Source organism: Paenibacillus pasadenensis (genome assembly GCF_023715725.1).
Classification (GTDB): domain Bacteria; phylum Bacillota; class Bacilli; order Paenibacillales; family Paenibacillaceae; genus Paenibacillus_O; species Paenibacillus_O pasadenensis_A.
In genome coordinates, this window is sequence record NZ_JAMBOT010000004.1 from 443,651 (window position 1) to 465,383 (window position 21,733).

The window sequence follows — 21,733 nt, forward strand, 5'->3', positions numbered from 1 at the left end:
TTTATTATTATTCAACAGATTCTTCAATGCGAGGCATGCGTTCCCAGCTGCTCCAGCTCATGCTGGCTCGCCTCGCGGTAATTGACGGAAACGCGCAGCTTGCCGGCAAGCCTGCGGTCGATTTCGCCTTCCTCGAATAAACGCTGAATTTCGTTGCGCTCGGCCTGAATCGCCTTCTGTTCCAGTTCCCGTCGTTCCGCCGCCGTGGCCTTTTCAATCTTAGGCTGTCCGGCATTGCGCATCCATAAATCAAGCTCCTGATAATGCTCCCGCAGCAGCTGCACCAGATCCGGGCTGTATTCCGCCTCCACCTGGCCGATTCTCTCCACCGCAGCTTTGATAGACGCTTGTTTAAGCTCCACATAAGCTAACATAATGGGGCGGGCTTTGAGCCGCGCTTTGCGGCGCCATGGCCAAGGGAAGTTGAACAGCCGCTTGAAAAAGTCGTAAAGGATGGAGGCAAGCAGCTTCGCCCGGTTCGTTAAGGCTAGCTCAATCTTGTTCAAGGACATCTGGAATCCTCTCTCCAGCTGCGGGGCGATGCGCCCTTCGGCCAGCCACTGGCGGGCGAGCCGCCGCTCCGCCTCCAGAGCTTCCAGCCGCAGCGGCACGATGGCGGCGCGGAATTCCGCCTCGTTGAACAAGCCGCGCCGCAGCTGCTGCAATCGTTTGACATAGCCGGACTTAATTTCTACTGCCGCTGCTTGATTGTCTTCCCGCGTTTCCTCGCGTACGCATTGCAGCCCCGCCTCCAAAACGGCAATCCGCGCCCGCCGTTCCGTCTCCTCGGAGGCCGCTCCGGCACGCTCGCCGGCGCCAGCAGCCACGCCAGGCTCGCGGGTAAGCAGCGGCAGCGCCACGCTTGCAAGCACCAGCGTCAGCAAAATAACGCCGGCGCACAGAAACAGGATGAGATTGCGCTCCGGAAACGGCGATCCGTCTCCCAGCAGCAGCGGAATGGAAAACGCGCCGGCCAGTGTAACCGCGCCCCTTACGCCAGATAAAGCCGTAAGCAGCGACGGCTTCCATTTGCGCTCAATAATCCAAACCCAGACCAATCGCAGCGTCAGCAGCAGCGCCGTAATGGCTACGATATAACCGATCACCAGGCCGTTGTTGTATGCCGGATCTTCCCAAATCGCCGTGATGACGCCCGGAATTTCCAGGCCAAGCAGCATAAAAACAAGCCCGTTCAAGCAGTACAGCAGCACCGACCAGGTGCTGTTGGACACAAGGTTTACCCGCATGTTCGCCGGACCGGTGCGGTCCCGCTCGACCGCATGCACAATGCCTGCCGCGACGACAGCCAGGATGCCGGAAACATGCAAATGCTCCGCCGCCAGAAATACAAAAAATGGCGTCAAAATCAGAATGAGCACATGAACGGTCACATCCTCCATCCCCCAGCGGCGCAGCCATACCCTGATCCAGACGGCGGCAAAACCGAGCGCGGCTCCGACGATCAGTCCGCCCAGCGCAATGACGGTAAAACTTCCGGCCGCGCCGATGAGCGAAAAATACCCGGTGACCGTGGCCGCAATCGCAAAATTAAACGCGACTAACCCGGAGGCGTCGTTCATCAGCGCCTCGCCTTCCAGCAGCCGCATAATTCCGCTCGGAAGCTTGGCCCGACCGGAAATGGAACCGACCGCCACTGCATCGGTCGGCGACAGAATCGCCGCCAAAGCAAATGCAGCGGTCAGCGGAATTGCGGGAATCATCCAATGGATGAACGGCCCGGCAATAAGCACTGTCGCAAATACAAGTCCCAGCGCGAGCAGCAAAATCGGCGTGCGCAGCCGCCACAAATCCTCGCGCGGCGTCATTTTTCCGTCGTTGAACAGAAGCGGCGCAATGAACAGCACAAAAAACAGCTCCGGATCGAGCGGCGCATGATGCAGGCCCGGCATATAAGCCGCCGCCACGCCAAGCGCAATCTGTATAATCGGCACCGGCAGGAACGGAACCAAGCGATGCACGATGTTGGACGCTCCAATCAGCACGAGCAGCACAAGCACCATCAGCAGAATTTCCATGGATGACAAACTCCTTATGTAGATGTAACAGCCATCAAGGCATTATTTTACTACTTTAACATAAGAAGTGCTGTTCGCCCCAATTGCGGACGACCGGATGGATGCAGGCAGGAGCAGACTTAACTCATAAGCGGCCCAATACACTGTCTCGCGCGCCAGAAAAGGAAGCTTGCTCCGCCAGCTGCGATAAACGCTCGTTGTTGCCGGGGCCGGAAGAGCATCCATGCCGATCTCCTCCGCAATACGCATCGCTCTTTTCATATGAAGCGGATCGCTGATGATATAAAATCGGCTCATTCCCTGCTGCCGTCCCGCTTCCGCCGCAAATTGTATATTTTCTTCCGTTATTCGGGATTTGGTTTCGATTAGAATCTTGTTTGCCGGTACTCCTTGCCGAAGCGCGTATTCCCGCGACGCCTCCGCCTCGGAGCAGCTTTCGCCGCTGCCCGTTCCCCCGGTAAAAATGATCGTTGGCACTGTACGGTCCCGATAGAGCCGGATTGCCTCGCCAATCCGCCCCTGCAGCACGGGCGAAGGTTTGCAGTCCCACGCTGCCGCGCCTAGCACGATTGCAGCATCCGCCGGAATGTCCGTCGCATTACGTCCGCTGTAGCCGTAGGACCAGATCGTCCAGGCCATCACGGAGAGCACCAGCATAAGCGCCGCCGCAAGTCCGGCCGCAACCATCGAAATTCGTTTGAACCGTACCCATAAGGCCGCTCGCATCCACGGATCACACTCTCTTCCCGTACGGGCTCCAAACACCCTTCATGGCACAAAACGAATGTCGGGGCCAACCGGCTTTAACCAGTCCCTTCCATTGTTGGATTTCGGCCCAAAATATATCCTGCCTTAAGCCCCAAACATCCATTGTTTGTTTCCTTTTGTTGCATTTATTTCGTCATTATCAGACCGCCATCTGGACTCTACTGCGGAATTGCTGCTGCGTTAAGCTGCTCTACTAAAAAAGCTGCATGGCTCTTCTGCGCCATGCAGCTTTTTCTCGGCTGCGCCGTCTTTATCTCAGCAATTTTATCTTTTTACGAGACAAGCCAAACTCCAGTTCTCTTCCTGATCCGCTCATACTCGTTGAGCAGAAGGTCCAGCTCTTGAGACAGCCTCAGCACAAGCTCCGCCCGGTGACCGCATCGGTCTGCAGCTTGAATCATTTCCAAGCGTTTGGATTCAATTGCATCCCGAATCCGGGTCAGGTTCGTGTCCATGGCTATCCCTCCTGCCAATATTATCGGCATTGACAGGATAATTTTCCATATATTTTCATAAATTTTTGTTTCTGATTTCATCTCGCAGCTGCGGCCTAGCGCATCGAGAATGCGCAGCGGCCCGTCCTGTTCATGCGTGACCAAACGGATTTCATCCGCTAACGCAACTGACAGGTGTTATTGGTCCATTTTGGGTCTGTTTTTCGTTCTAGCGCAACTGATAAACGTTATAAGGCGGTTTATGGGGCAATTTGACGTTTAAAGACTCCAATAAGGCGGCTCAGTTGCGTTAGGTCTCAAAAAACGGCAGTTTCATCGAAATAAGGCGGCTCAGTTGCGTTAGCGAATGGGACTGCTGGGCTGGTTGCTCTCGGATTACTGTTGAGTTAGGAGACTGAGGCTGCTGGCAGCCTCGTGTTTACAGCAGCTGCATTAAGGCTAACCGCCACTTACTGCCGCTTAACTGGCCCAACGTACAGACGATTCGAGCACACCCTATGGAATCATCGTATACTGATATAAAGGAGATGACGGTTCATGCCAACGATGCTATGTCTGCATGGTTTTACCCCGGAGCAGGAAGACAAGGTCCGCGAGGCCGCGCCGGGATGGGATATTATTTTTGGGCGTCCCAAAGAGCTGGAGGACAGCGTGTTCCGCGAAGCGGAGGTCATTTGCGGCTGGAGCCCTGCCATTGAGCGGGAATGCCTTGGCGAGGGCGGCAAGCTGAAATGGCTGCAGGCCTGGTCGGCCGGCGTGGACAAGCTGCCGCTTGAAAAGCTGGAGCATGCCGGCGTGCTGCTTACGACAGCCAGCGGCGTGCATCCCGTGCCGATGGCTGAAACGGCGCTGTCGATGATGCTTGCGTTCTCTCGCGGCCTGCATCTGTCGATCCGCAGCCAATCTCGCGGCAAATGGGAGCTGCGCGAGCCCTATGGCGAGCTGCGTGACGGCACTTTGGCCGTCATCGGAGCAGGCGAGATCGGCACGGAAATCGGGCGGCTCGGCCAAGCGCTCGGCATGCGCACCATCGGCGTAAGACGCAGCGACAAAGCTGCGCCGCATATGGACGAGACGCTGCCAATGGAGCGTTTGCACGAAGCGCTCGCTCAAGCGGATTATGTCGTGAACGTCCTCCCGCTTACGCCGGAGACGGAGCGGGTATACGGGCAGAAGGAATTTGCCGTCATGAAAAGGACGAGCGTACTCATCAATATGGGCCGTGGCGTTGCTGTTGATACCGAGGCTCTGGTCGAAGCGCTGCGCAGCGGCGCCATTGGCGGAGCGGGACTGGATGTCACCGATCCCGAGCCGCTTCCAGAGGGGCATCCGCTCTGGACGATGGAGCAGGTCATCGTTACGCCGCATATGGGCGGCAGCTCGGAACGGTACAAGGAGCGGGTGACGGAACTGTTCGTCCATAATCTCAAAAACTACCTGGATACCGGACGTCCCGCGCGCAATATCGTAGATTACGAAAGAGGTTATTAAAACCAGCAGCAGCGCCGATGGCCGAGCCATTGGCGCTGCTGCTGGTTTTCAGATAAATAAAAAAAGCCCGCTCCCGCCATTAAACAGGCAGGCTGCGGGTTATTTTGGATAAGTGAAGAACTATTCCTCCGAGAGACGGAGCTGCTTCACCAGGCGCGTCAGGTGAGCCAGCGCATAAAGCACGCGCTGTTTGACCTTGTCGTTCGCCGGCTCGCCGTCTTCGCCGAACTGGCGGTTGTCGCCGCCGATGGACACCCATTCCGTACAGTTAATGCCATGAAGATTGCGGACGATCGTCTGCAGCTGCGTCAGCGAGCTGACGCCTACCGCTCCAGCCGCCGCGCTGGCGACAAGTACAGGCTTGCCTTCAAACTGCGCCGCTCCCAAATAATCCAGCGCATTTTTCAGCACTCCGGAGAAGGAGCCGTGATATTCCGGCGTGCCAAGAATAACTCCGTCTGCGGCGGAAACAGCCTGGATCAGCGCGTCCACCTGCTCGCTCGGCTCGGAGGAATCCGGGCTGTAGAGCGGAAGCTGATGCTGGTACAAATCGATGAACGTTACGGAGATTTCCTTCTCTTGAAGCGATTTTTCCATGTAACGAAGCAGCTGGGTGCTCGACGCTTCCTTGCGGTTGCCCCCAGCAATAATGGCTATTTTCATTAGGGTGTCATCCTTTCTATTCCAAAAGGTCTATCCTTCCCCATTATAGCCGTTATCGCAAACAGCTCAAGCAGGATTTGCGCAAATGATTCATGTGACTTAGGCTGTCATGCGCCAGCGGCGTTTTCTTCACGCTCGCCCGCAGCCGAAGCAGCCGAATAACCTACCGAAATGCGGAACACGGCTTCCGCTCCTTTCTCCAGCGGATTCAGTGCGATTTTGCCGCCCATCCTTTCCACAAGCGTTTTGCATATCGCCAGTCCAAGACCGGTTCCCCCGTAGATGCGGGAGATCGAGGAGTCGCTCTGGCTGAACGGCTTGAACAGCAGATGCAGCTTATCCTTCGGAACACCGATTCCGGTATCCTGAATGCGGAATTCCAGCTGTATGCGCTCTGCACTGCGCTCCAGCTCCTTCACCTTGACGGAAATGCCGCCCTGCTCGGTGAATTTCACCGCATTGCCGATCAGGTTGTTCAGCACCTGGCGCAGCCGGTTCTCATCGCCAATCAGCACTTCGGGAAGATCCGGGTCCAGCTCCAAAATCGCCTGCAGCTTTTTCTCCCTCAGCCTGCTGATGAACAGCTGGAGCGAACCGACGACAACATCGCGCAACAGAAAAGGACTTTCCGCAAGCGGAATGCTACCCCCTGCGGATTCCAGTCTGGAGTAGTCCAGCACGTCATCGATAATTTCCAGCAAACTCGCTCCGCTGCTGTGGATGATGCCGATATACTGCTGCTGCTCCTCGCTCAGCTCGGTATCGAGCAGCAGCTCGCTCATCCCTAGCACGCCGTTCAGCGGCGTACGGATTTCGTGGCTCATGACAGCCAGAAATTCGCCTTTTATTTTAAGCGCCTTCTCGGCCTCCGTCTTGGCTTTCCAGAGCTCTCTCTGCGCTGTATTTCGCGGGGTTAAATCCTTGGAAATGGTATAAATATCGGCCTCGCCCCTGCCATCCGTCCACGGCACAAACACCGTGCTGAGCTCCAGCATACGGCCGTCCTTCGTATGAATGCGCATCTCCGCCGTAAGCGGCTGGCCTTGTTTGGCACGCAGAAAACAGCGGCTGATCTGCCTGCTGTCCGCAGGATCGATAATGCTCCAGAAGCGGCTTCCTTCCAGCTCCGCCATGCAGTATCCCGTCAGCCGCTCGGCTGCGGGATTGAGCCGCAGCAAACGCCCGTCGCCGCTGAACAGGCATGCCATATCGGGATTATGCTCAAAAATGGAATCGTACCGTCTGCGGCTGCCCTCGGCGGCGTTCCAGGCCGCTTTTTTTTCCAGCACAAGACTGAGCACAAACAGCAGCATTGTAAAGACGGACAGCAGAACGATTACGGTAAAAAGGTTCATCCATTCCATCCACCATCCGCCCCTTTAATCGTCTTTGTTTTTGATTTAACCTTTTACCGGTAAATAGAACCGGACTGGACGGGCCCAGCGCTGTCTTTTTCAAAGCGGATCTACGTTCCCGGGGTTCAGTCAAGCATTGCAGGGGTACAATAGCAGCGTGACCATTTTTATGAAGGAGTGATTCGATATGGCAACCAAACTGTCCCGTTCGGAGCTGGAAGAAAAAATCGCCGCACGATTGCAGAAGGAGAAGTACGGGGTGCTGTCTACGGTCGAGGAGGACAAGCCGCGTTCCCGTTACATGGCCGTCTTTCATGATGGATTGACCGTACTCATGCTGGCGGACCGCCGTTCGTATAAAGTGGATCAGCTGGAGAAAAATGCGCATGCCAATCTGCTGCTTGGCTTTGAAGGGCATCTGTGGCCGAAGGATCTGGTCGACGTTCAGGGCAAAGCAAGCGTCAGCAGCGACCGCAGCATCGTGCATGAGCTGTGGGAGAAGGACATGAACCGGTACTGGGAAGGTCCCGACGATCCCAACATCGTTGTGCTTAAGCTGGAGCCGGACACCATTGTGCTCACGGAAGGGCATAATGACGAAAGCGTTTGGCATCGAGACGGAAGCGGCGCTTAAGGATAGTTAGATGGAATTGAGAACGTTGAGCCTGCCGAAACAACGGCAAGCGTAACTGCAGCAATGAAAATCAGGACGAAGCGGAGCATCTCCGCCTCGTCCTTTTTCGTTTGCCGGCAGTTCTCGGTTGACTGCGCCATTAGGATTTGGTTATAACCAGCTATTCCTATTTGCAATTAGGCAGATGCTCCAGCCCCTCCTATAATTAAGCCCAAGCGATCCGGTACGGCTGGCGTTCCTTGCGAATGGCAGTTTCAAGCCCGATTATTTCCGGCAAACCTAGCGTTTGCCATACAAATGGAGGTTGCAAACATGAGCCATAATATTCGCAGCAGCAGTCTGGGTTACCCGAACATCGGCGAGGGCAGAGAGTGGAAAAAAGCGCTGGAGGCATTCTGGTCCGGCAAAATTGGCGAGGCGGAATTCAGCCGGGAAATGGAAACGATTCGACTGGAGCGGCTGCGCCGCCAGAAGGATTCCGGACTGGATCTAGTGCCGGTAGGAGACTTCACGTATTATGACCGCGTGCTCGATACGGCAGCCATGTTCGGCATCGTGCCTCAGCGGTTTGACTATACCGGCGGAGCGGTTTCACTGGAGCTATACTTCGCCATGGCGCGGGGGAATGCGGCGGCAACCGCTTGTGAAATGACCAAATGGTTCAATACAAACTATCACTATATCGTGCCGGAGCTTGGCGGCGCCGAGCCTCGCCTTACTTCCAACCTGCCGCTCCGGGCATTTGAAGAAGCCCGCGCAAAACTCGGCATTACCGGTAAGCCGGTGCTGGTCGGCCCGCTCACCTTCCTGAAGCTGTCCAAAGGGTACAGCGCAGCCGAAACGGATGCCTGGCTGGACCGCCTGCTGCCGCTTTACGGCCAGGTGCTGGCGGAGCTGCAAACGGCTGGCGCTGAATGGGCCCAGCTCGACGAGCCTTCCGTCGCCGGTGATCTGACGGAAGCCGACTGGCAGCGCCTGAAACGAATTTACACGGAGCTTGCCTCAGCCGCTCCGCAGCTGAAGCTGATCGTGCAAACCTACTTTGACGCGCCGGACAATTACGAGGAGCTCACAGCTCTGCCCGTTGCGGGCATCGGCCTGGATTTTGTCCACGATCGCGGACGCAATTTCCAGAAGCTGCTGGAGCAAGGCTTCCCGGCCGGGCTGACGCTTGCCGCAGGCGTCATCGACGGACGCGGCATCTGGCGCGCCGATCTTGACGCCGCGCTGAAGCTTGTGCGCCGGCTGCAGACGGCCGTTCCGGCTGAGCGGCTGCTGCTGCAGCCTTCCTGCAGCCTGCTGCATGTGCCGGTCAGCCTCGCCGGCGAGCAGGCGCTCGGCGCCGCGCTGCAGGGCGCGCTTGCCGGCGCAGACGAAAAGCTCGGCGAGCTTACGCTGCTCGCCGAAGCCGCCGCGCTCAGCGATGCCGAGCTGAGCGCCGGCGCAGGCCGCGCTGCGTCCGCCGCGGCCGGCTTCGCCTCCAGCCGCGAGGCGCTCGCCGCGCTGAATGCGCTGCCGGAGCGCGAATCCGCCTCCGTGCGCGCCAAAGTGCGCCTGCTCGGCGGCGCGCGCGCCTCGCGCGAGAGCGGCTTCGCCGACCGCCGCAGGCTGCAGCAGCAGCGCTGGCGGCTGCCGTTTCTGCCGACGACAACGATCGGCAGCTTCCCCCAAACGGCGGATATTCGCTCCGCCCGCGCCAAGTGGCGCAAGGGCACGCTGGACTCCGCCGCTTACAATACGTTTATCCGCGAGCAGATTACCGACTGGATCAAGCTGCAGGAGGAAATCGGCCTGGACGTGCTCGTCCACGGCGAGTTCGAGCGCACGGACATGGTGGAATTTTTCGGCGAAAAGCTGGCCGGATTCGCCTTCACCTCCAACGGGTGGGTGCAGTCGTACGGCTCCCGTTGCGTGAAACCTCCCGTTATTTACGGCGATGTCGACTTTGAACGCCCGATGACGGTGGAGGAAACGGTTTATGCGCAGTCGCTCACCGGCAAACCGGTCAAAGGCATGCTGACTGGCCCGGTAACGATTCTGAACTGGTCGTTCGTCCGCGACGATCTGTCCCGCAGCGAGGTCGCTCTGCAAATCGCGCTGGCGCTCCGCAAAGAGGTTGAGGAGCTGGAGAAAGCGGGCATCGGCATGATTCAGGTCGACGAGCCGGCCTTGCGCGAAGGGCTGCCGCTGAAAAAGAGCCGCTGGCCGGAGGAGCTGCAGGCCGCTGTTGACGCCTTCCGTCTTGCCACCACCGGTGTTGCGGACACGACGCAAATTCACACCCATATGTGCTACTGCGAATTTTCGGATATTATCGATACGATCCGCGATCTGGACGCTGATGTCATCTCGATCGAAACATCCCGTTCCCATGGCGAATTGATTCATAGCTTTGAAGAAAACACGTATGAGAAAGGAATTGGCCTCGGCGTATACGATATCCATAGCCCGCGCGTTCCGTCCGTGGACGAGATGGTCAGCATGATTGAGCGCTCGCTGCGCAGTCTCGATCCGGAGCTGTTCTGGATTAATCCGGACTGCGGTCTGAAGACGCGCGGCCGCGAGGAGACCGCCGCCTCCCTCGCCAATATGGTCACAGCCGCACAATCCGTTCGCACAAGCCGCAGCTAAAAATCAGGTACTTCTGACCCATAACACTTGCATATCGTTTAGTTCGAAAGGAATTTACACGGCTATCAACAATAAGGCTGGGGCCTCTCACCGCACTTCGCGGAAGGGCTCCAGCCTTTTGATATCCGCTTTCAGAAGAAATAAAAATCGTTTTAGCGAAAGAAAATTAAAAAATGATGATAAAACTAGTACAATTCTCCCGAAATTTTTCCGATATAACAAACAACTAGGTCATTGGACTTACATATAAAGGAAAGGGAGATTGCAATGAGTACAACAAGCACCTACGATAAAGCCACTCACCGCATCCAAAGCAACCTGGAAACGCTGATTCGCCAGTATTTCATTGACGAATCGACGAATACGCTTCTTCCCATCCGTTCTTATGCTGAGCTCAGCAGCGATGCCAAACGGCTGTACAAACCGCTGACTAAAGGCGCTCTTGCCCGTCTGGCAGGCGTCCGCCCCAACGTCATTACGGAAATTTGCCACCTGCAGCGCGGCACGCTCAACATCTATCATCTAAGCTCTATTGCCGAAGCGCTGAAAATCAAAAACATCAACGAAATTATCGAATTGAAATAGGCCGGTAAAATAAAAGCTTCCAAATTCACTTCAAGTGAGCTTGGAAGCTTCTTTCTTCTTATTCCGATGCGGGGCAACCATGATGCGTTATCCGTTAACCTGCGAGCCCTTTTTTCTCAACAAATAGACAAAAAACGGCGCGCCTATTGCCCCCATCATAATACCAACAGGCAGCTCAATCGGCGCAAAAACAATTCTGGACAGCGTATCAAAAAAGGTCATGACGGCAACGCCGGTTAAAGCGGCGGCGGGCAGCAGCAGCCGATAATCGTTGCCAAACAGAAAGCGGGTCACATGCGGCACGATCATGCCGACAAATCCGAGCAGCCCGACGACGCTCACTGCACTGGCGGATAATAACGCGGCCACCGCAATGACGAGCATTCTTGTTCTCTCCACGTTAAGACCAAGGCCTTTTGCATTTTGCTCATCCAAAGCAAGAATGTTGAGCCTTCCGGCACAAAGCAATGCCCCCGTGACGCCCACCAGCGTATAAGGCAAAAGCTGCTGAAAATGCGGCCAGGTTTTTGCGGATAATCCGCCTACGAGAAACAACAAAGCTCCGTCCACACGGTCGCTGTAAAACACCAGCATCGTTGAAATGCCCGAACCGAAAAAGGCTGAAACAGCCACTCCGGCTAAAATGAGCCGGACCGGTCTTATTCCGTTTTGCCAGGCCAATACATAGACCAGTACGGCTGCTCCAAGCGCCCCTACAAATGCGGCGGGAGTCATCAAATACTGGTATGCAGGGAACACGACAATAAGCGCGATTCCAAACAAGCCGGCGCCGGAGGATACCCCGATAATGTGAGGGTCCGCCATCGGATTTTTCATGACGCTCTGCAACAGCGCCCCGGCCAGCGCCAGATGAATGCCGACAATCGCTGCAACTAACGTTCTTGGAAACCGCACATTCCAAATAATATCCCTCATGCCGCCTGTTTCCGAACCGCTGAACACACCGATAATTTCCGGCAAGCTTACTTTAACTGCCCCTTGAACTAAGCTGAAGATGACGCCAGCAGCTGCGAGCAGGAAAACCGCCATAAGAGCGTAGGCGCGGGAGCGCTTGGAGGGCAGCCTTCGGTTACTCGCCTTTGAAAGCATCAGGATACACCAATCGGGCTAAATAGAAAAATGGGCGATCCAGCTCCAAACCCGGATTATTGACAAATTCAGAGGGTAAAAACGCCAGCTTGCCGTTCTTGACGGCGCGAAGCGAGGACCAGGCCGGATTGCTCTCCATATCCTCCTTCAGCTTTTTCCGTCCCGCCTCCTCCGTACCATGAACCACAAGAAACAAATAATCCGGATCGGCTGCAATCAAGGACTCAATGCTGTACGGCACAGAGCCTGGAAAATCGCCCTCCGGCATCTGATCCGCTATATTCCTGAGCTTCAGCCGGCCGGCTATATCCAGGGTTAATGTCCCGCTCTTCTGGATCGACACTCCCATGGGCATAATCGTAATCGCCGCAAACGAAGGCCCTTCGCCGGGCGCCTTGTCCACTATAGCTTTAATTCGAGCTTCCGTTTCTTTCACGGCTTTCTCCGCCTCCTGCTCCTTACCGAGCAATCGGCCAAACAGCACCGCTGCCTTCATGACTTTGTCATAGTTGTCTATCTTGGTTAACGCAAGAGGAATTCCGCTCTCGCCCAGCGGTTCTCTAAGTCCGGCGTGAAAAAAGGACTGGCCGATAACCAGATCAGGTTTGAGAGAAATGATTTTCTCCAGACTTACCGCTTGAATTTCTCCTACCTGTTCGGCTGTTTCAGCCCCCTTTGGCATTACGGTTCCAGCCGCTGTGGCCACCCCGGCCGCCTTTCCGCCAAGCTGATAAAACAACGGGAGCGCTTCTGTATTTAACACGACGATTTTTTCCGGTTTGGACAGAAGCTTAATTTCTTCATTCGCAGCGTCCCGGAACGTAAGAAACGGTACTCCGGCCGCTGGCTCTGGAAAATCGCCGGAAGCCTTATTTACCGAAAAATTCGTTTCAGCAGAGGAACAGGCAGAGAGCAACACACTGACTAACAGACCTACAACGGCCAACTTCCACTTTTCTAAAGATGTCACTGCAATAACCGCCTTTTAGATCGTTTGAGTGCAACGGACCGCTTTACTATTCTCGCTTATCCCGCTGCTGAGGCGCATGACTCGTTAGAGCTAATTAGGAAAAAATGGTTCGTGATTTACGCTGTCTTATTGCAAGTTGTCCATTCATAAAGTGCGTTTTCCCGAGCATATGTGTATGTGATGAGCCGGCAAGCTGCGGCGAGAAAGGATGGCTGAAATGCCATTTGTTAACCGTTTCTTACTTAACAGTAACGGTGCCATCACGTACACGGGAAATACGCTTGGATTAAGCCGCTCCGATACGGTCGGCGTACCTGGAACCGTCGACAGTATCGGTGCTTTTGTCACTACGGATACGAGCTTGACATACGGCGCATATCCGCCCGGCACGACAATGAATTTTACGCAAAACAGCTCCTCCGCCGTGCTTACGCTGCCGCCCGGAAGCAATGTGCTTTATGCGGAGCTGATCTGGGGCGGCACCTACATCAACGGGGGTGTTGATTTAAGCGCATTTATTGACAACTCCGTCAGCTTCGTCACCCCGACCGGAACATTTAGCGTTGCGCCCGATCCGGCGACCAGCTTTGAGGTGCTGCTGTCCAACGCGCCTCCCTCCCCGCCCGGCTATGCCTATGTCCGCTCCGCAGATGTAACAAGCATCGTCAGCGGATCCGGGGCGGGCACGTACACAACCGGAGGCGTCGTCGGCACAATTGTTATTCCCGACCCAACCTCCAATCACGCGATGTGGACACTAGCCGTTGTATATGCGAACGCTGCTTTGCCGCTGCGCAATCTGTCCATTCGTGTCGGAGCCAACGTGATACTTGCCACATCGGGACCGGTGGACAATGTTATTACCGGGTTCGCCACTCCGTTCCAGGGGACGGTTGACGGCCGCGAGCTGATCAGCGCCCAAGAGGGCGACGCCAACAAAACCGGCGACATGGCCTTATTTGGCCCTACCGTCGGCACATTGACGGCGTTATTTGGTCCAAACAACTTTTCCAACAACTTTTTTGCGTCCCAGATCAATGACGATGCGGGCATGCTCGATACGTCCGGAACATTCGGCACGCGCAATCAAATTAACGGCACCCCAGGTTCCAATATCGTAGGCGGACGGCAAGGTTACGATGTGACCAATGTCAGCATCGCCGGTACGCTGAACAATGCACAGACATCCGCCATTCTGCGTCTGACGACAAGCGGCGACGGATATTTGGTCGACTCGGTCGGTCTCCAAATCGATATTGAAACTCCGGTCGTAACGATTGCTAAAACAACCACGGCTACCGATGCCGTCGTCGGAGATATCATCACGTATACGCTGACCGTGCAAAATATAGGCATTGTCGATGTGACGGACGTACAGGTTACCGACGATATCGATGAAACCGCTTCACTGTTTGTCCCTGGAAGCGTAACGCTCAACAGCGTCCCTGTTCCCGGAGGGGATCCGGCACTCGGCATTACCGTCGGCACGTTAACTCCGGGTGCTTCCGCCGTCATTACGTTTCAATATCAGGTGACCGCAATTCCGTTCAATGGGACCTTGGACGATCAGGGCCGAGTCGCTTATTCGTATCTGCCAACTCCTGAATCGCCAGTGATTTCAACCTTCGTTCCTTCCAACAATATTCAAATTCCGATCTATCAGCCAATCATCGCTCTGCCAAAAAGCGCTGACACTGCGGTCGCGTTCCTTGGCGATACGGTCACTTATACGTTGACGGCCATGAATAGCGGCAATATTAGCGTGACAAACGCCGTTATTACCGATCCGCTGCCCGCGGGAGCAGACTTTATTGCCGGAAGCGTGACGGTCGCAGGAGTACCGCAGCCGGCTTTGAATCCGGCAACCGGCATTCCTGTCGGAACAATCGACCCGGGAACGGCGGTAGTCGTAACCTTTCAAGTGCTCGTCACGTCCAATCCGCCGGGAGGCAATCTCGTTAACCAGTCAACAATCGATTATAATTACATGCCTCCTGACGGCCGGATGCTGGAAGGCTCCGTTCCATCCAATCAAGTCATCATTCCTATCGGATCGCCGCCTGATGATCCCGATGTGGAAATTATTAAAGTCGGCAGCCCGAATAGCGGAATTGTCGGAGATACCATCACCTACACCGTTACCGCCACAAACAATAGTATCGCAGCCGTATTTAACGCCGTGCTTACGGACATGATTCCAGCCGCTTTTGCGTTTGTGCCCGCATCCGTCACCATTAACGGCGTACCAAGTCCTGCGGCCGATCCGCAGGCGGGAATTCCACTTGGCACGCTGCTGGTAGGCCAGTCGGTTACAGTTGCCTTCCAGGTACAGATCGTTTCCGTGCCTGAAGACCCGGTTGTGAATAACGTAGCTTCACTCAGCTATGATTTTATTGGCAATCCAATAACGACTCCGTCCGATCCTGGGGGCGTGACTGTGCTTCAGCCCGTCATTGGACTCGTCAAACGCGCTTCCGTAGCGGTCGCTTCGGTCGGGGATACGGTGAACTACTCTGTCACCGTTACCAATACTGGCAATCTCGCAGCCAATGTGACGTTGACAGATCCGCTCAATGCCTTCAGCAGCTTTGTTCCGGGTACGGTCCGAATCGACGGCACTTTGACACCGGCCGCTGATCCCGTTGCCGGCATTTTTATCGGATCGGTAGCTCCGGGCGGTTCTGTCCTTGTTTCCTACGACGTGCTGCTGACGAGCTCGCCGCCAAGCGGCTTTTTCGATAACCAGGCGTCGGCATCCTTTACGTTCCAATCGCCTTCCGGGGCGATCGGCAACGGCTCGTCGTTATCCAATATCGTGCGGATTTTGGAAACGAGTCCTCTGCTGAGCGTCGTGAAATCCGCATCCGAGCCGTACGGTCTTGTCGGAGATATCGTCACTTATACCGTCACGATTACGAATGTTTCCGCAGGGGTAGCAGCGAATGCCGTCGCTACCGATAGCTCCACTCCTGGCATGTCCTTTGTGCCGGGGAGCCTGACGATTGACGGCGTACCTTCCGCAGGAGATATTAATGCCGGAGTCAGCCTTGGCAACCTTGCGCCTGGCCAGGTTGTCGTATTGACTTATCAGGAGTTAATTTTGCCGCTGCCCGCTCCATCCTATGATATAAACGACGTCATTACGGTCACCTTCACTCAGAACGGCACGCCGCTAGCGTCGCTATCCAATCTTGTCGTCGTGACCGTCTACATTCCGAATACAACCGCAACCAAAAGCGCGCAAGAGCCGTTTGCCTTTGTCGGACAGGAAATCCACTATACAACGACGATTACGAATGCCAGCGACCTGAACGTCAACGTTACGTGGTTCGACTTACTGCCTGAAGGGTCCGTATTTTTGGAAAACAGTCTGCAGTTGAACGGTGTTCCTGTCCCCGGCGTCAACATGTTAACGGGCGCTTTCATCGGAACAGTCGAAGCGAATACAACAGCTATCATCACCTTCAAGCTACTAGTCGTCTCCTATCCACCTACCGGCGTACTGGTTAACCAGGGTCAGCTCTCACTGATGTATATTTTGCCAAACGGGCGCACGTTCACCGAAATGAACATGACTAATCCGGTTACGGTGCCAGTGCTCGCTCTTGCAACGCTGACTAAACAGGCCAGCGCCTCCAGTGTTGCTGTCGGCAATACGATTACATTTACGCTGACTGTGTTCAATCCTAATGTGACCGAGATTCGGAACGTGGTTCTTTCGGATGACCTGCCAAACGGCCTCCGGCTAGTGCAAGGCAGCATTGCCGTAAATGGAACATCGCTGCCGAGCTCGACGACCTTGAACCAGATTCCGGTCGGCACAATTCCAGGCCGCGGATCGGCTACAATCCGGTTCCGTGCGTTAGCCATATTTGCTCCGGTCAATCCGGTCGTTTTTAATACGGCAACGGTCGGGTACAGCTTTGTGCTCCCGGACGGCACGCTCGTTCCAAGCGTCTCCCCTTCCAATCCGGTGCAGGTGACCATCGAGGAGCATGAAGAATAGATCGTAAATTTCGTGCAGGGTAACCATTATTGACTATAGAATAGGCATGAAAAAACACCCCGTTCAGGCAAGGAGAGAATCTCCAGCCTTTACGGGGTGTTTGTTGTTAAAATTCAAATGTAAAATCCTCATCACGCAGCGGCTCTACGTTCAGTGTGCGGACATAACCGTTGCCTTTTTTGGAGAAAAAGTCATGCTGCTTCGTGCGTGTGCTGATGCCGTTGAAAACGATTGGATTGACGTCCTCTTCCTCGAACACCGGCTCCAGACCCAGATTCATCATCGCTTTGTTCGCGTTATAACGAACGAACTTTTTGACCTCTTCCTGCAAGCCGATGGGCGTATACAGCTCGTCCGTATACAGCTCCTCGTTGGCATGTAGCTTCAGGAGCAGCTCGTTCAGCTCCTGCAGCGTCTCCGACTGCTCCTGGGCGCTGAGCGAGGCATGAACCTCCTGAGCCAGCACGCCGACATACAAGCCGTGAATGCTTTCGTCGCGCAGAATCAGGTCGATGATCTCGCCGCTGCTTGTCATTTTGCCCTGTCCGGCCAAATAGAGCGGGTAGAAAAAGCCGCTGTAGAACAGATAGCTTTCCAGCAAAACGGAAGCGGCCATCGCCATGTAGAGATCCCGGGGCGACTGAATATTCCGGTAGTAGCCGGAAATAACCGAAGCCTTCTTCTGGAGCAGCGGATGCAGCTCCACCCATTTGAATACCGCGTCGATCTCTTCCGTGGAAGCCAGCGTTGTGAAAATGCTGCTGTACGATTTGGCGTGAATCTGCTCCATCATGCCCATGAAGCCGAGCACCGCCTTGCGCTGCAGCCCTTCCACATGCTCCGTCAGACTCGGCATTCCGACGCCGCCCTGAACCGTGTCCAGCAACGTCAGTCCGCCGAGTACCTTCATGTAGGTGTCGCGCTCTTGATCGTTCAGGTACATCCAGCTCATCTTGTCGTCCGACAGCGGAATTTCCTCGTCGGTCCAGAACTGCATCAGATTCTGGCTCCAAAACGTTGCCGTGAAATCGTCGTCAGGACGGTTCCAGTTGACGGCGCGCAGCGGCGCTGCCGCCGGGGCGGCGGAGCCAGAGGCCGGGGCTTCCGGCGTGGCGAGATCGATCGGTTTCATGGGTGAGGTTCCTCCTTATCTTTAACACGCGGAAATTCCGCATGGCAAGAGCCGCGTATGATGCGGCTCCTTAACAGCGGCGGGCAGAATTACACCGCGCAGCTTACGCACTCTTCTACGCCAAGGCGGTTCGTGCGTGTATAGTAAAGGGATTTAAGCCCTTTGTGTGCAGCATACAGGTAGTACCGGGCAAGCTCGCGCGTTGTTACGCTGCTGTTAACGTGAAGCACGGCCGAAATTCCCTGGTCGACATGCTCCTGAATCTCGGCGATCAGGTCAATGACCTTGAACTGATCCATCGCATAGGCGGACTTATAATAGAAGAAGTTGTCCTGCGAAAGAAACGGCATTGGATAGTAGGTCGTCGAGTTTGCGTAGGTACGGGTCTCGATTGGCTCTACGATCGGCATCACGCTGGAAGTGGCGTTTTGCACATACGAGATGCTTTGCGTCGGCGCAATCGCCAGACGGTAGGCGTGGTACAGACCGTTGCGCGCCACCTTCTCCTTCAACTGAGCCCAATCCTGAGGCGACGGGATGTACATGCCTTCAAACAGCTCTTTCACGCGATCCGTCGCGGGACGGTAGTCGTTTTCCAGGTAGCGGTCGAAGTAGGTTCCCTTTGCGTACTCGGAGCGGTCGTAGTCGCGGAAGCGCTGGTTTTTCTCTGCCGCGATGTCGGAGCTTTTGTCCAGCGAGTAGAAGTTCAACATCATGAAGAACGTACGGACAAAATCGCGCGCTTCCGGGCTTTCATAGGCGATCTTCATCTTCGCTAAATAACCGTGCAGGTTCATCGCGCCGAGTCCGACGGAATGCATCTCTTCATTCGCTTTAACGACGCCAGGCGCGTTGGATACACGCGTCATATCGCTGACGGAGGTCAGTCCGGCGATGCCCTCATGCACCGTCTCGCGGATTTTGCCGTGTTTCATGACATTCGCGATGTTAAGCGAAGCCAGATTGCAGCTGATGTCGCGGCGGATTGTGTCCGCCTCGCCGAAATCGCCGATTTCCGACGTCTCCTGCAGCTGGTAGATTTCCGTGCACAGGTTAGACATTTTGATGGAGCCGATGTCCTTCAGCGCGTGGAAGCGGTTGGCGTTGCTTTTGTTCATAATGTATGGATAGCCGGATTCAAGCTGAATCGTGGCGATTTTGATCAGCATGTCGCGCGCGCCCATAACGAGCTTTTTCTTGACGGCCGGATTGCTCATCAGCTCGTCGTACATCTCGTCGAGGTCCATATCGTCCAGATGAGTTCCGTATGCTTTGAAAACGGAATATGGAGCGAACACATGCAGCGGCTGGTTGTCCTGAGCCAGCTTGTAGAAGCGGTTCGGCACAATCAGGCCGATCGACAGCGTCTTCAGGCGGGTTTTCTCGTCGGCGTTGATCTTTTTGCTGTCGAGGAACTCCATAATATCCCAGCCAAAAATGTTATAGTAAGCCGCTCCGGAGCCTTTGCGCTGGCCCATCTGGTCGGCATAGGAGAACGCGTCCTCCATCAGCTTAAGCACCGGCATAATGCCTTTGGCCGCGCCTTCGACGCCTTTGATCGGCTCGCCGCGCCCGCGCAGCTTGCTCAGGTTGACCGCAACGCCGCCGCCGATTTTGGACAGCTGCATGCAGGTTGACAGGTTGTAGTTGATGGAGTTGAGCGAATCGTCCATCTCCAGCAGGAAACAACTGACCATCTCGCCCCGGCGGCTTTTGCCGGCGTTAAGGAAGGTCGGCGTCGCCGGCTGCAGGCGCTGCTCCATCATGGAAACGGCCAGTGCCTTGGCCAGCTCCGCGTCGCCGCGTCCGAGATGCAGCGCCGTTACCGCTACGCGGTCCGGGTAATGCTCCAGGTATTGGCTGCGGTCGTTGCTGCGCATCGCGTAGTCCGTGTAGAACTTGGATGCCGCCATATAGGAAGGGAATTCAAACTCCAGGCTGTGCGCCAGCTCGAATACGGCTACCGCATCCGTCTCCGAGTAGAGCTTGTACATATCCTCGTAGTAGTCGTTCTCGATCAGATAATCAATCTTTTCTTTATGGCTGCCGAATACAGGACTTTTGGCGCGTGCTTCTTCCATAAAGGCCGCAACGGCCTCCCGGTCCTTCTCCAGCTTGAAAAATCCGTCCGCACCGCGTTTCATAATTTCGTTGTTAAGCTCAATATGCCGCAAGTGGCTGCACCTCCCGCTTGAATTGTTCAACATCTCGCGCCGTTCCCGACAGCTCGAATTTGCAAATAACCGGTACCTCGTACCGCTCCGATACTTTGTCAGCGCTGCCGGCGAAGCAGGTTCCCCAGTTGCGGTTGCCGCTGGCCGATACGCCTCGCAGATAGTCCCCGTTTTTCTCCAGGAACGACTCTACGCCAGGCGGCACATCTCCAAAACCCGTCGTGTAAGTAATCAGCACAAAAGGCTCCTCGACCGTCGTCGATTCGTTAATCTGAACGGCGGGCAGCCCGAGCTTGCTCACGAATTTGCGCACATTCCCGGTACGGGACGTATAGGCGATCAGCACAGCGGTCCACTCCTTTTCTATAGGTTAGAATGCTTTATGCCGGTGAATCCCCGACACTAGATCTAGTAGGTCATAGCTGTTAGCTCTGCGCACCGCACTCCGTCGAAGAAACGCGAATACGGTTCAGAAGAACAGCAAAAAACAAACCCGTCTGGAGTCGTCTCTCTGTTCCGGTGGCTCCATCAGGCTTTCCTTAAGTTATGTTGCAGGCGTTCCGCAGGCGCTCTTCGCTCCGCCTCATACCAGAGTCAAAAGGGCTGAAACTGCGGCGAACCGCATGCCCGGGATGTGTCGAACCCGACAGCCAAAGCTGAGTTCCGAACGGCTTGTCCCGGTCGTCATGTTGTATATTTTGGGGCTTGACAGCTTGATCAGTTCATGCTTGTAATTCCCATATGTAGAGGCTAGGAGTTAAATTTACCTCAATATGTTGTGGTTGTCAAGCTGATGCACCTGTATTACCCCCTACCCCGGGAAGTGAAACCGACCCACTTACACACAGCTGTGAATAAGAAAAAAAGAGCCCGTTTTCCGGGCTCTTTACGCTTTGTCCATAGTTTATCCACAGCACTAAAGCGGCACATTTGTGGATGGATTTTTTTCGGCAGTAGACAATTTTTTTCGAGTTCGGTAGGCCTTTGCAGCGCGAGAAACCCCAAATACCAGCCCCAGAACAACGAGGAAGACGGCATACGACACAATGAGAATCCGCAGGTCCATTCCGGGAAAGATAATGGAAGCGCTAAGAATGCCAAACATCCATATATGGGATAGGTTGCCGACGAGAGACGACCAAAAATACGGGATGAAGCGGACCGGCGCCACCGCGGACATAAAGGAAATCAGGTTGTTCGGCATAATTGGAATCGTCCGCAGCAGAATGACCGTCCAGCCTCCGTATTGATCCAGCGCCGACTGGTAGCGCTCATACCGGCTCATCTTTGCTTGAAAGTACCGCTCCACCTTGCCGTTGAAAAAATACCGGAACAGCAAGTACACGCCAAGCGCGGCCACCGTGCCTGCCAGCCAGCTGGCCATCAGTCCTCCGGCAACGCCAAGAGTCGTTATATGAATGAGAATTATCGTCGCAAATGGAAAAACGCCGAACAGCCCCTGAACTATCGCGAGCGGAATCGTGAGCAGCAGAATGGACGGGCCTGCCAAGCCGCTCGCCACCACCAGCGCATCGATCCACACGTTTATTCGATCAAACACAACCAGGGCCTCCTCTCTTAACAGCGGACCTCAGTCCGCTTGACCATCTTACTATATTCGGCAAGCTCGGAACAAAGTCATTTATTTCTATTTTATTCCTTGGTGAATGGGGACGGACAGCTAGCGCTGTTGCATTGTCGGACTTGCAATCGGCTCCGTTGT

General features: G+C 55.2%; 16 protein-coding genes. 5 read left to right on the plus strand and 11 right to left on the minus strand.

Going from position 1 to position 21,733, the window contains the following annotated elements; all coding sequences use genetic code 11:
* Positions 1 to 23 precede the first annotated feature (23 nt).
* From M3223_RS13460 to M3223_RS13470, 3 genes are all read right to left on the minus strand, one after another.
* Entirely contained in the window at positions 24 to 2,036 is a 2,013-nt protein-coding gene (locus tag M3223_RS13460; protein ID WP_251562209.1) for a Na+/H+ antiporter, read from the minus strand.
* A gap of 42 nt (positions 2,037 to 2,078) precedes the next feature.
* Positions 2,079 to 2,762, minus strand: a complete 684-nt coding sequence (locus M3223_RS13465) for a YdcF family protein (RefSeq protein WP_251562212.1) — start codon at positions 2,760 to 2,762, stop codon at positions 2,079 to 2,081.
* A gap of 314 nt (positions 2,763 to 3,076) precedes the next feature.
* On the minus strand, positions 3,077 to 3,259 hold the full coding sequence (locus M3223_RS13470) for an aspartyl-phosphate phosphatase Spo0E family protein (protein WP_251562214.1): 183 nt from the start codon (positions 3,257 to 3,259) through the stop codon (positions 3,077 to 3,079).
* A 537-nt stretch (positions 3,260 to 3,796) separates the two neighbouring features.
* Here M3223_RS13470 and M3223_RS13475 point away from each other — a divergent pair.
* Entirely contained in the window at positions 3,797 to 4,750 is a 954-nt protein-coding gene (locus M3223_RS13475; protein WP_251562216.1) for a D-2-hydroxyacid dehydrogenase, read from the plus strand.
* A gap of 120 nt (positions 4,751 to 4,870) precedes the next feature.
* Here the strand turns inward: M3223_RS13475 and M3223_RS13480 are convergent, their stop codons facing one another.
* Positions 4,871 to 5,413: an NADPH-dependent FMN reductase gene (locus M3223_RS13480; RefSeq protein WP_251562218.1), complete on the minus strand. Its 543-nt coding sequence runs from the start codon at positions 5,411 to 5,413 to the stop codon at positions 4,871 to 4,873.
* A 107-nt stretch (positions 5,414 to 5,520) separates the two neighbouring features.
* Positions 5,521 to 6,777 carry a PAS domain-containing hybrid sensor histidine kinase/response regulator gene (locus tag M3223_RS13485; protein WP_251562220.1) on the minus strand — a complete coding sequence of 419 codons (1,257 nt, stop codon included), beginning with the start codon at positions 6,775 to 6,777 and terminating at the stop codon, positions 5,521 to 5,523.
* A 178-nt stretch (positions 6,778 to 6,955) separates the two neighbouring features.
* On the opposite strand from M3223_RS13485, the gene M3223_RS13490 reads away from it, so the two are divergent.
* From M3223_RS13490 to M3223_RS13500, 3 genes are all read left to right on the plus strand, one after another.
* Positions 6,956 to 7,402 (plus strand): pyridoxamine 5'-phosphate oxidase family protein, encoded by a 447-nt coding sequence (locus tag M3223_RS13490; protein WP_251562222.1) that lies wholly within the window; start codon positions 6,956 to 6,958, stop codon positions 7,400 to 7,402.
* A gap of 312 nt (positions 7,403 to 7,714) precedes the next feature.
* Positions 7,715 to 10,033 (plus strand): 5-methyltetrahydropteroyltriglutamate--homocysteine S-methyltransferase, encoded by a 2,319-nt coding sequence (gene metE, locus M3223_RS13495; RefSeq protein WP_251562225.1) that lies wholly within the window; start codon positions 7,715 to 7,717, stop codon positions 10,031 to 10,033.
* 267 nt (positions 10,034 to 10,300) lie between these two features.
* Complete coding sequence (locus M3223_RS13500; RefSeq protein ID WP_251562227.1) at positions 10,301 to 10,618, plus strand: hypothetical protein; 318 nt, start codon at positions 10,301 to 10,303, stop codon at positions 10,616 to 10,618.
* An 87-nt stretch (positions 10,619 to 10,705) separates the two neighbouring features.
* Here M3223_RS13500 and M3223_RS13505 read toward each other — a convergent pair whose 3' ends face one another.
* Positions 10,706 to 11,728 carry a FecCD family ABC transporter permease gene (locus M3223_RS13505; RefSeq protein ID WP_251562228.1) on the minus strand — a complete coding sequence of 341 codons (1,023 nt, stop codon included), beginning with the start codon at positions 11,726 to 11,728 and terminating at the stop codon, positions 10,706 to 10,708.
* Positions 11,709 to 12,698, minus strand: a complete 990-nt coding sequence (locus M3223_RS13510; RefSeq protein WP_251562230.1) for an ABC transporter substrate-binding protein — start codon at positions 12,696 to 12,698, stop codon at positions 11,709 to 11,711. The genes M3223_RS13505 and M3223_RS13510 overlap by 20 nt, the downstream gene beginning before the upstream one ends.
* Before the next feature lie 217 nt (positions 12,699 to 12,915).
* Here M3223_RS13510 and M3223_RS13515 point away from each other — a divergent pair, with 217 nt between their 5' ends.
* A complete protein-coding gene (locus tag M3223_RS13515; RefSeq protein WP_251562232.1) occupies positions 12,916 to 16,704 on the plus strand; it encodes a DUF7507 domain-containing protein in 3,789 nt (1,262 codons plus the stop codon).
* A gap of 106 nt (positions 16,705 to 16,810) precedes the next feature.
* Here M3223_RS13515 and nrdF read toward each other — a convergent pair whose 3' ends face one another.
* From nrdF to M3223_RS13535, 4 genes are all read right to left on the minus strand, one after another.
* Positions 16,811 to 17,767, minus strand: a complete 957-nt coding sequence (gene nrdF, locus M3223_RS13520) for a class 1b ribonucleoside-diphosphate reductase subunit beta (protein ID WP_251562325.1) — start codon at positions 17,765 to 17,767, stop codon at positions 16,811 to 16,813.
* Between the two features lie 158 nt (positions 17,768 to 17,925).
* Positions 17,926 to 20,010 (minus strand): class 1b ribonucleoside-diphosphate reductase subunit alpha, encoded by a 2,085-nt coding sequence (gene nrdE / locus M3223_RS13525; RefSeq protein WP_251562234.1) that lies wholly within the window; start codon positions 20,008 to 20,010, stop codon positions 17,926 to 17,928.
* Positions 19,997 to 20,356: a class Ib ribonucleoside-diphosphate reductase assembly flavoprotein NrdI gene (gene nrdI, locus M3223_RS13530; protein WP_251562235.1), complete on the minus strand. Its 360-nt coding sequence runs from the start codon at positions 20,354 to 20,356 to the stop codon at positions 19,997 to 19,999. Before nrdI ends, nrdE begins: the two co-directional genes overlap by 14 nt.
* 570 nt (positions 20,357 to 20,926) lie before the next feature.
* The gene (locus M3223_RS13535; RefSeq protein WP_251562237.1) at positions 20,927 to 21,571 is read right to left on the minus strand and encodes a TVP38/TMEM64 family protein; all 645 of its coding nucleotides are present in this window, start codon (positions 21,569 to 21,571) and stop codon (positions 20,927 to 20,929) included.
* Positions 21,572 to 21,733: the final 162 nt, after the last annotated feature.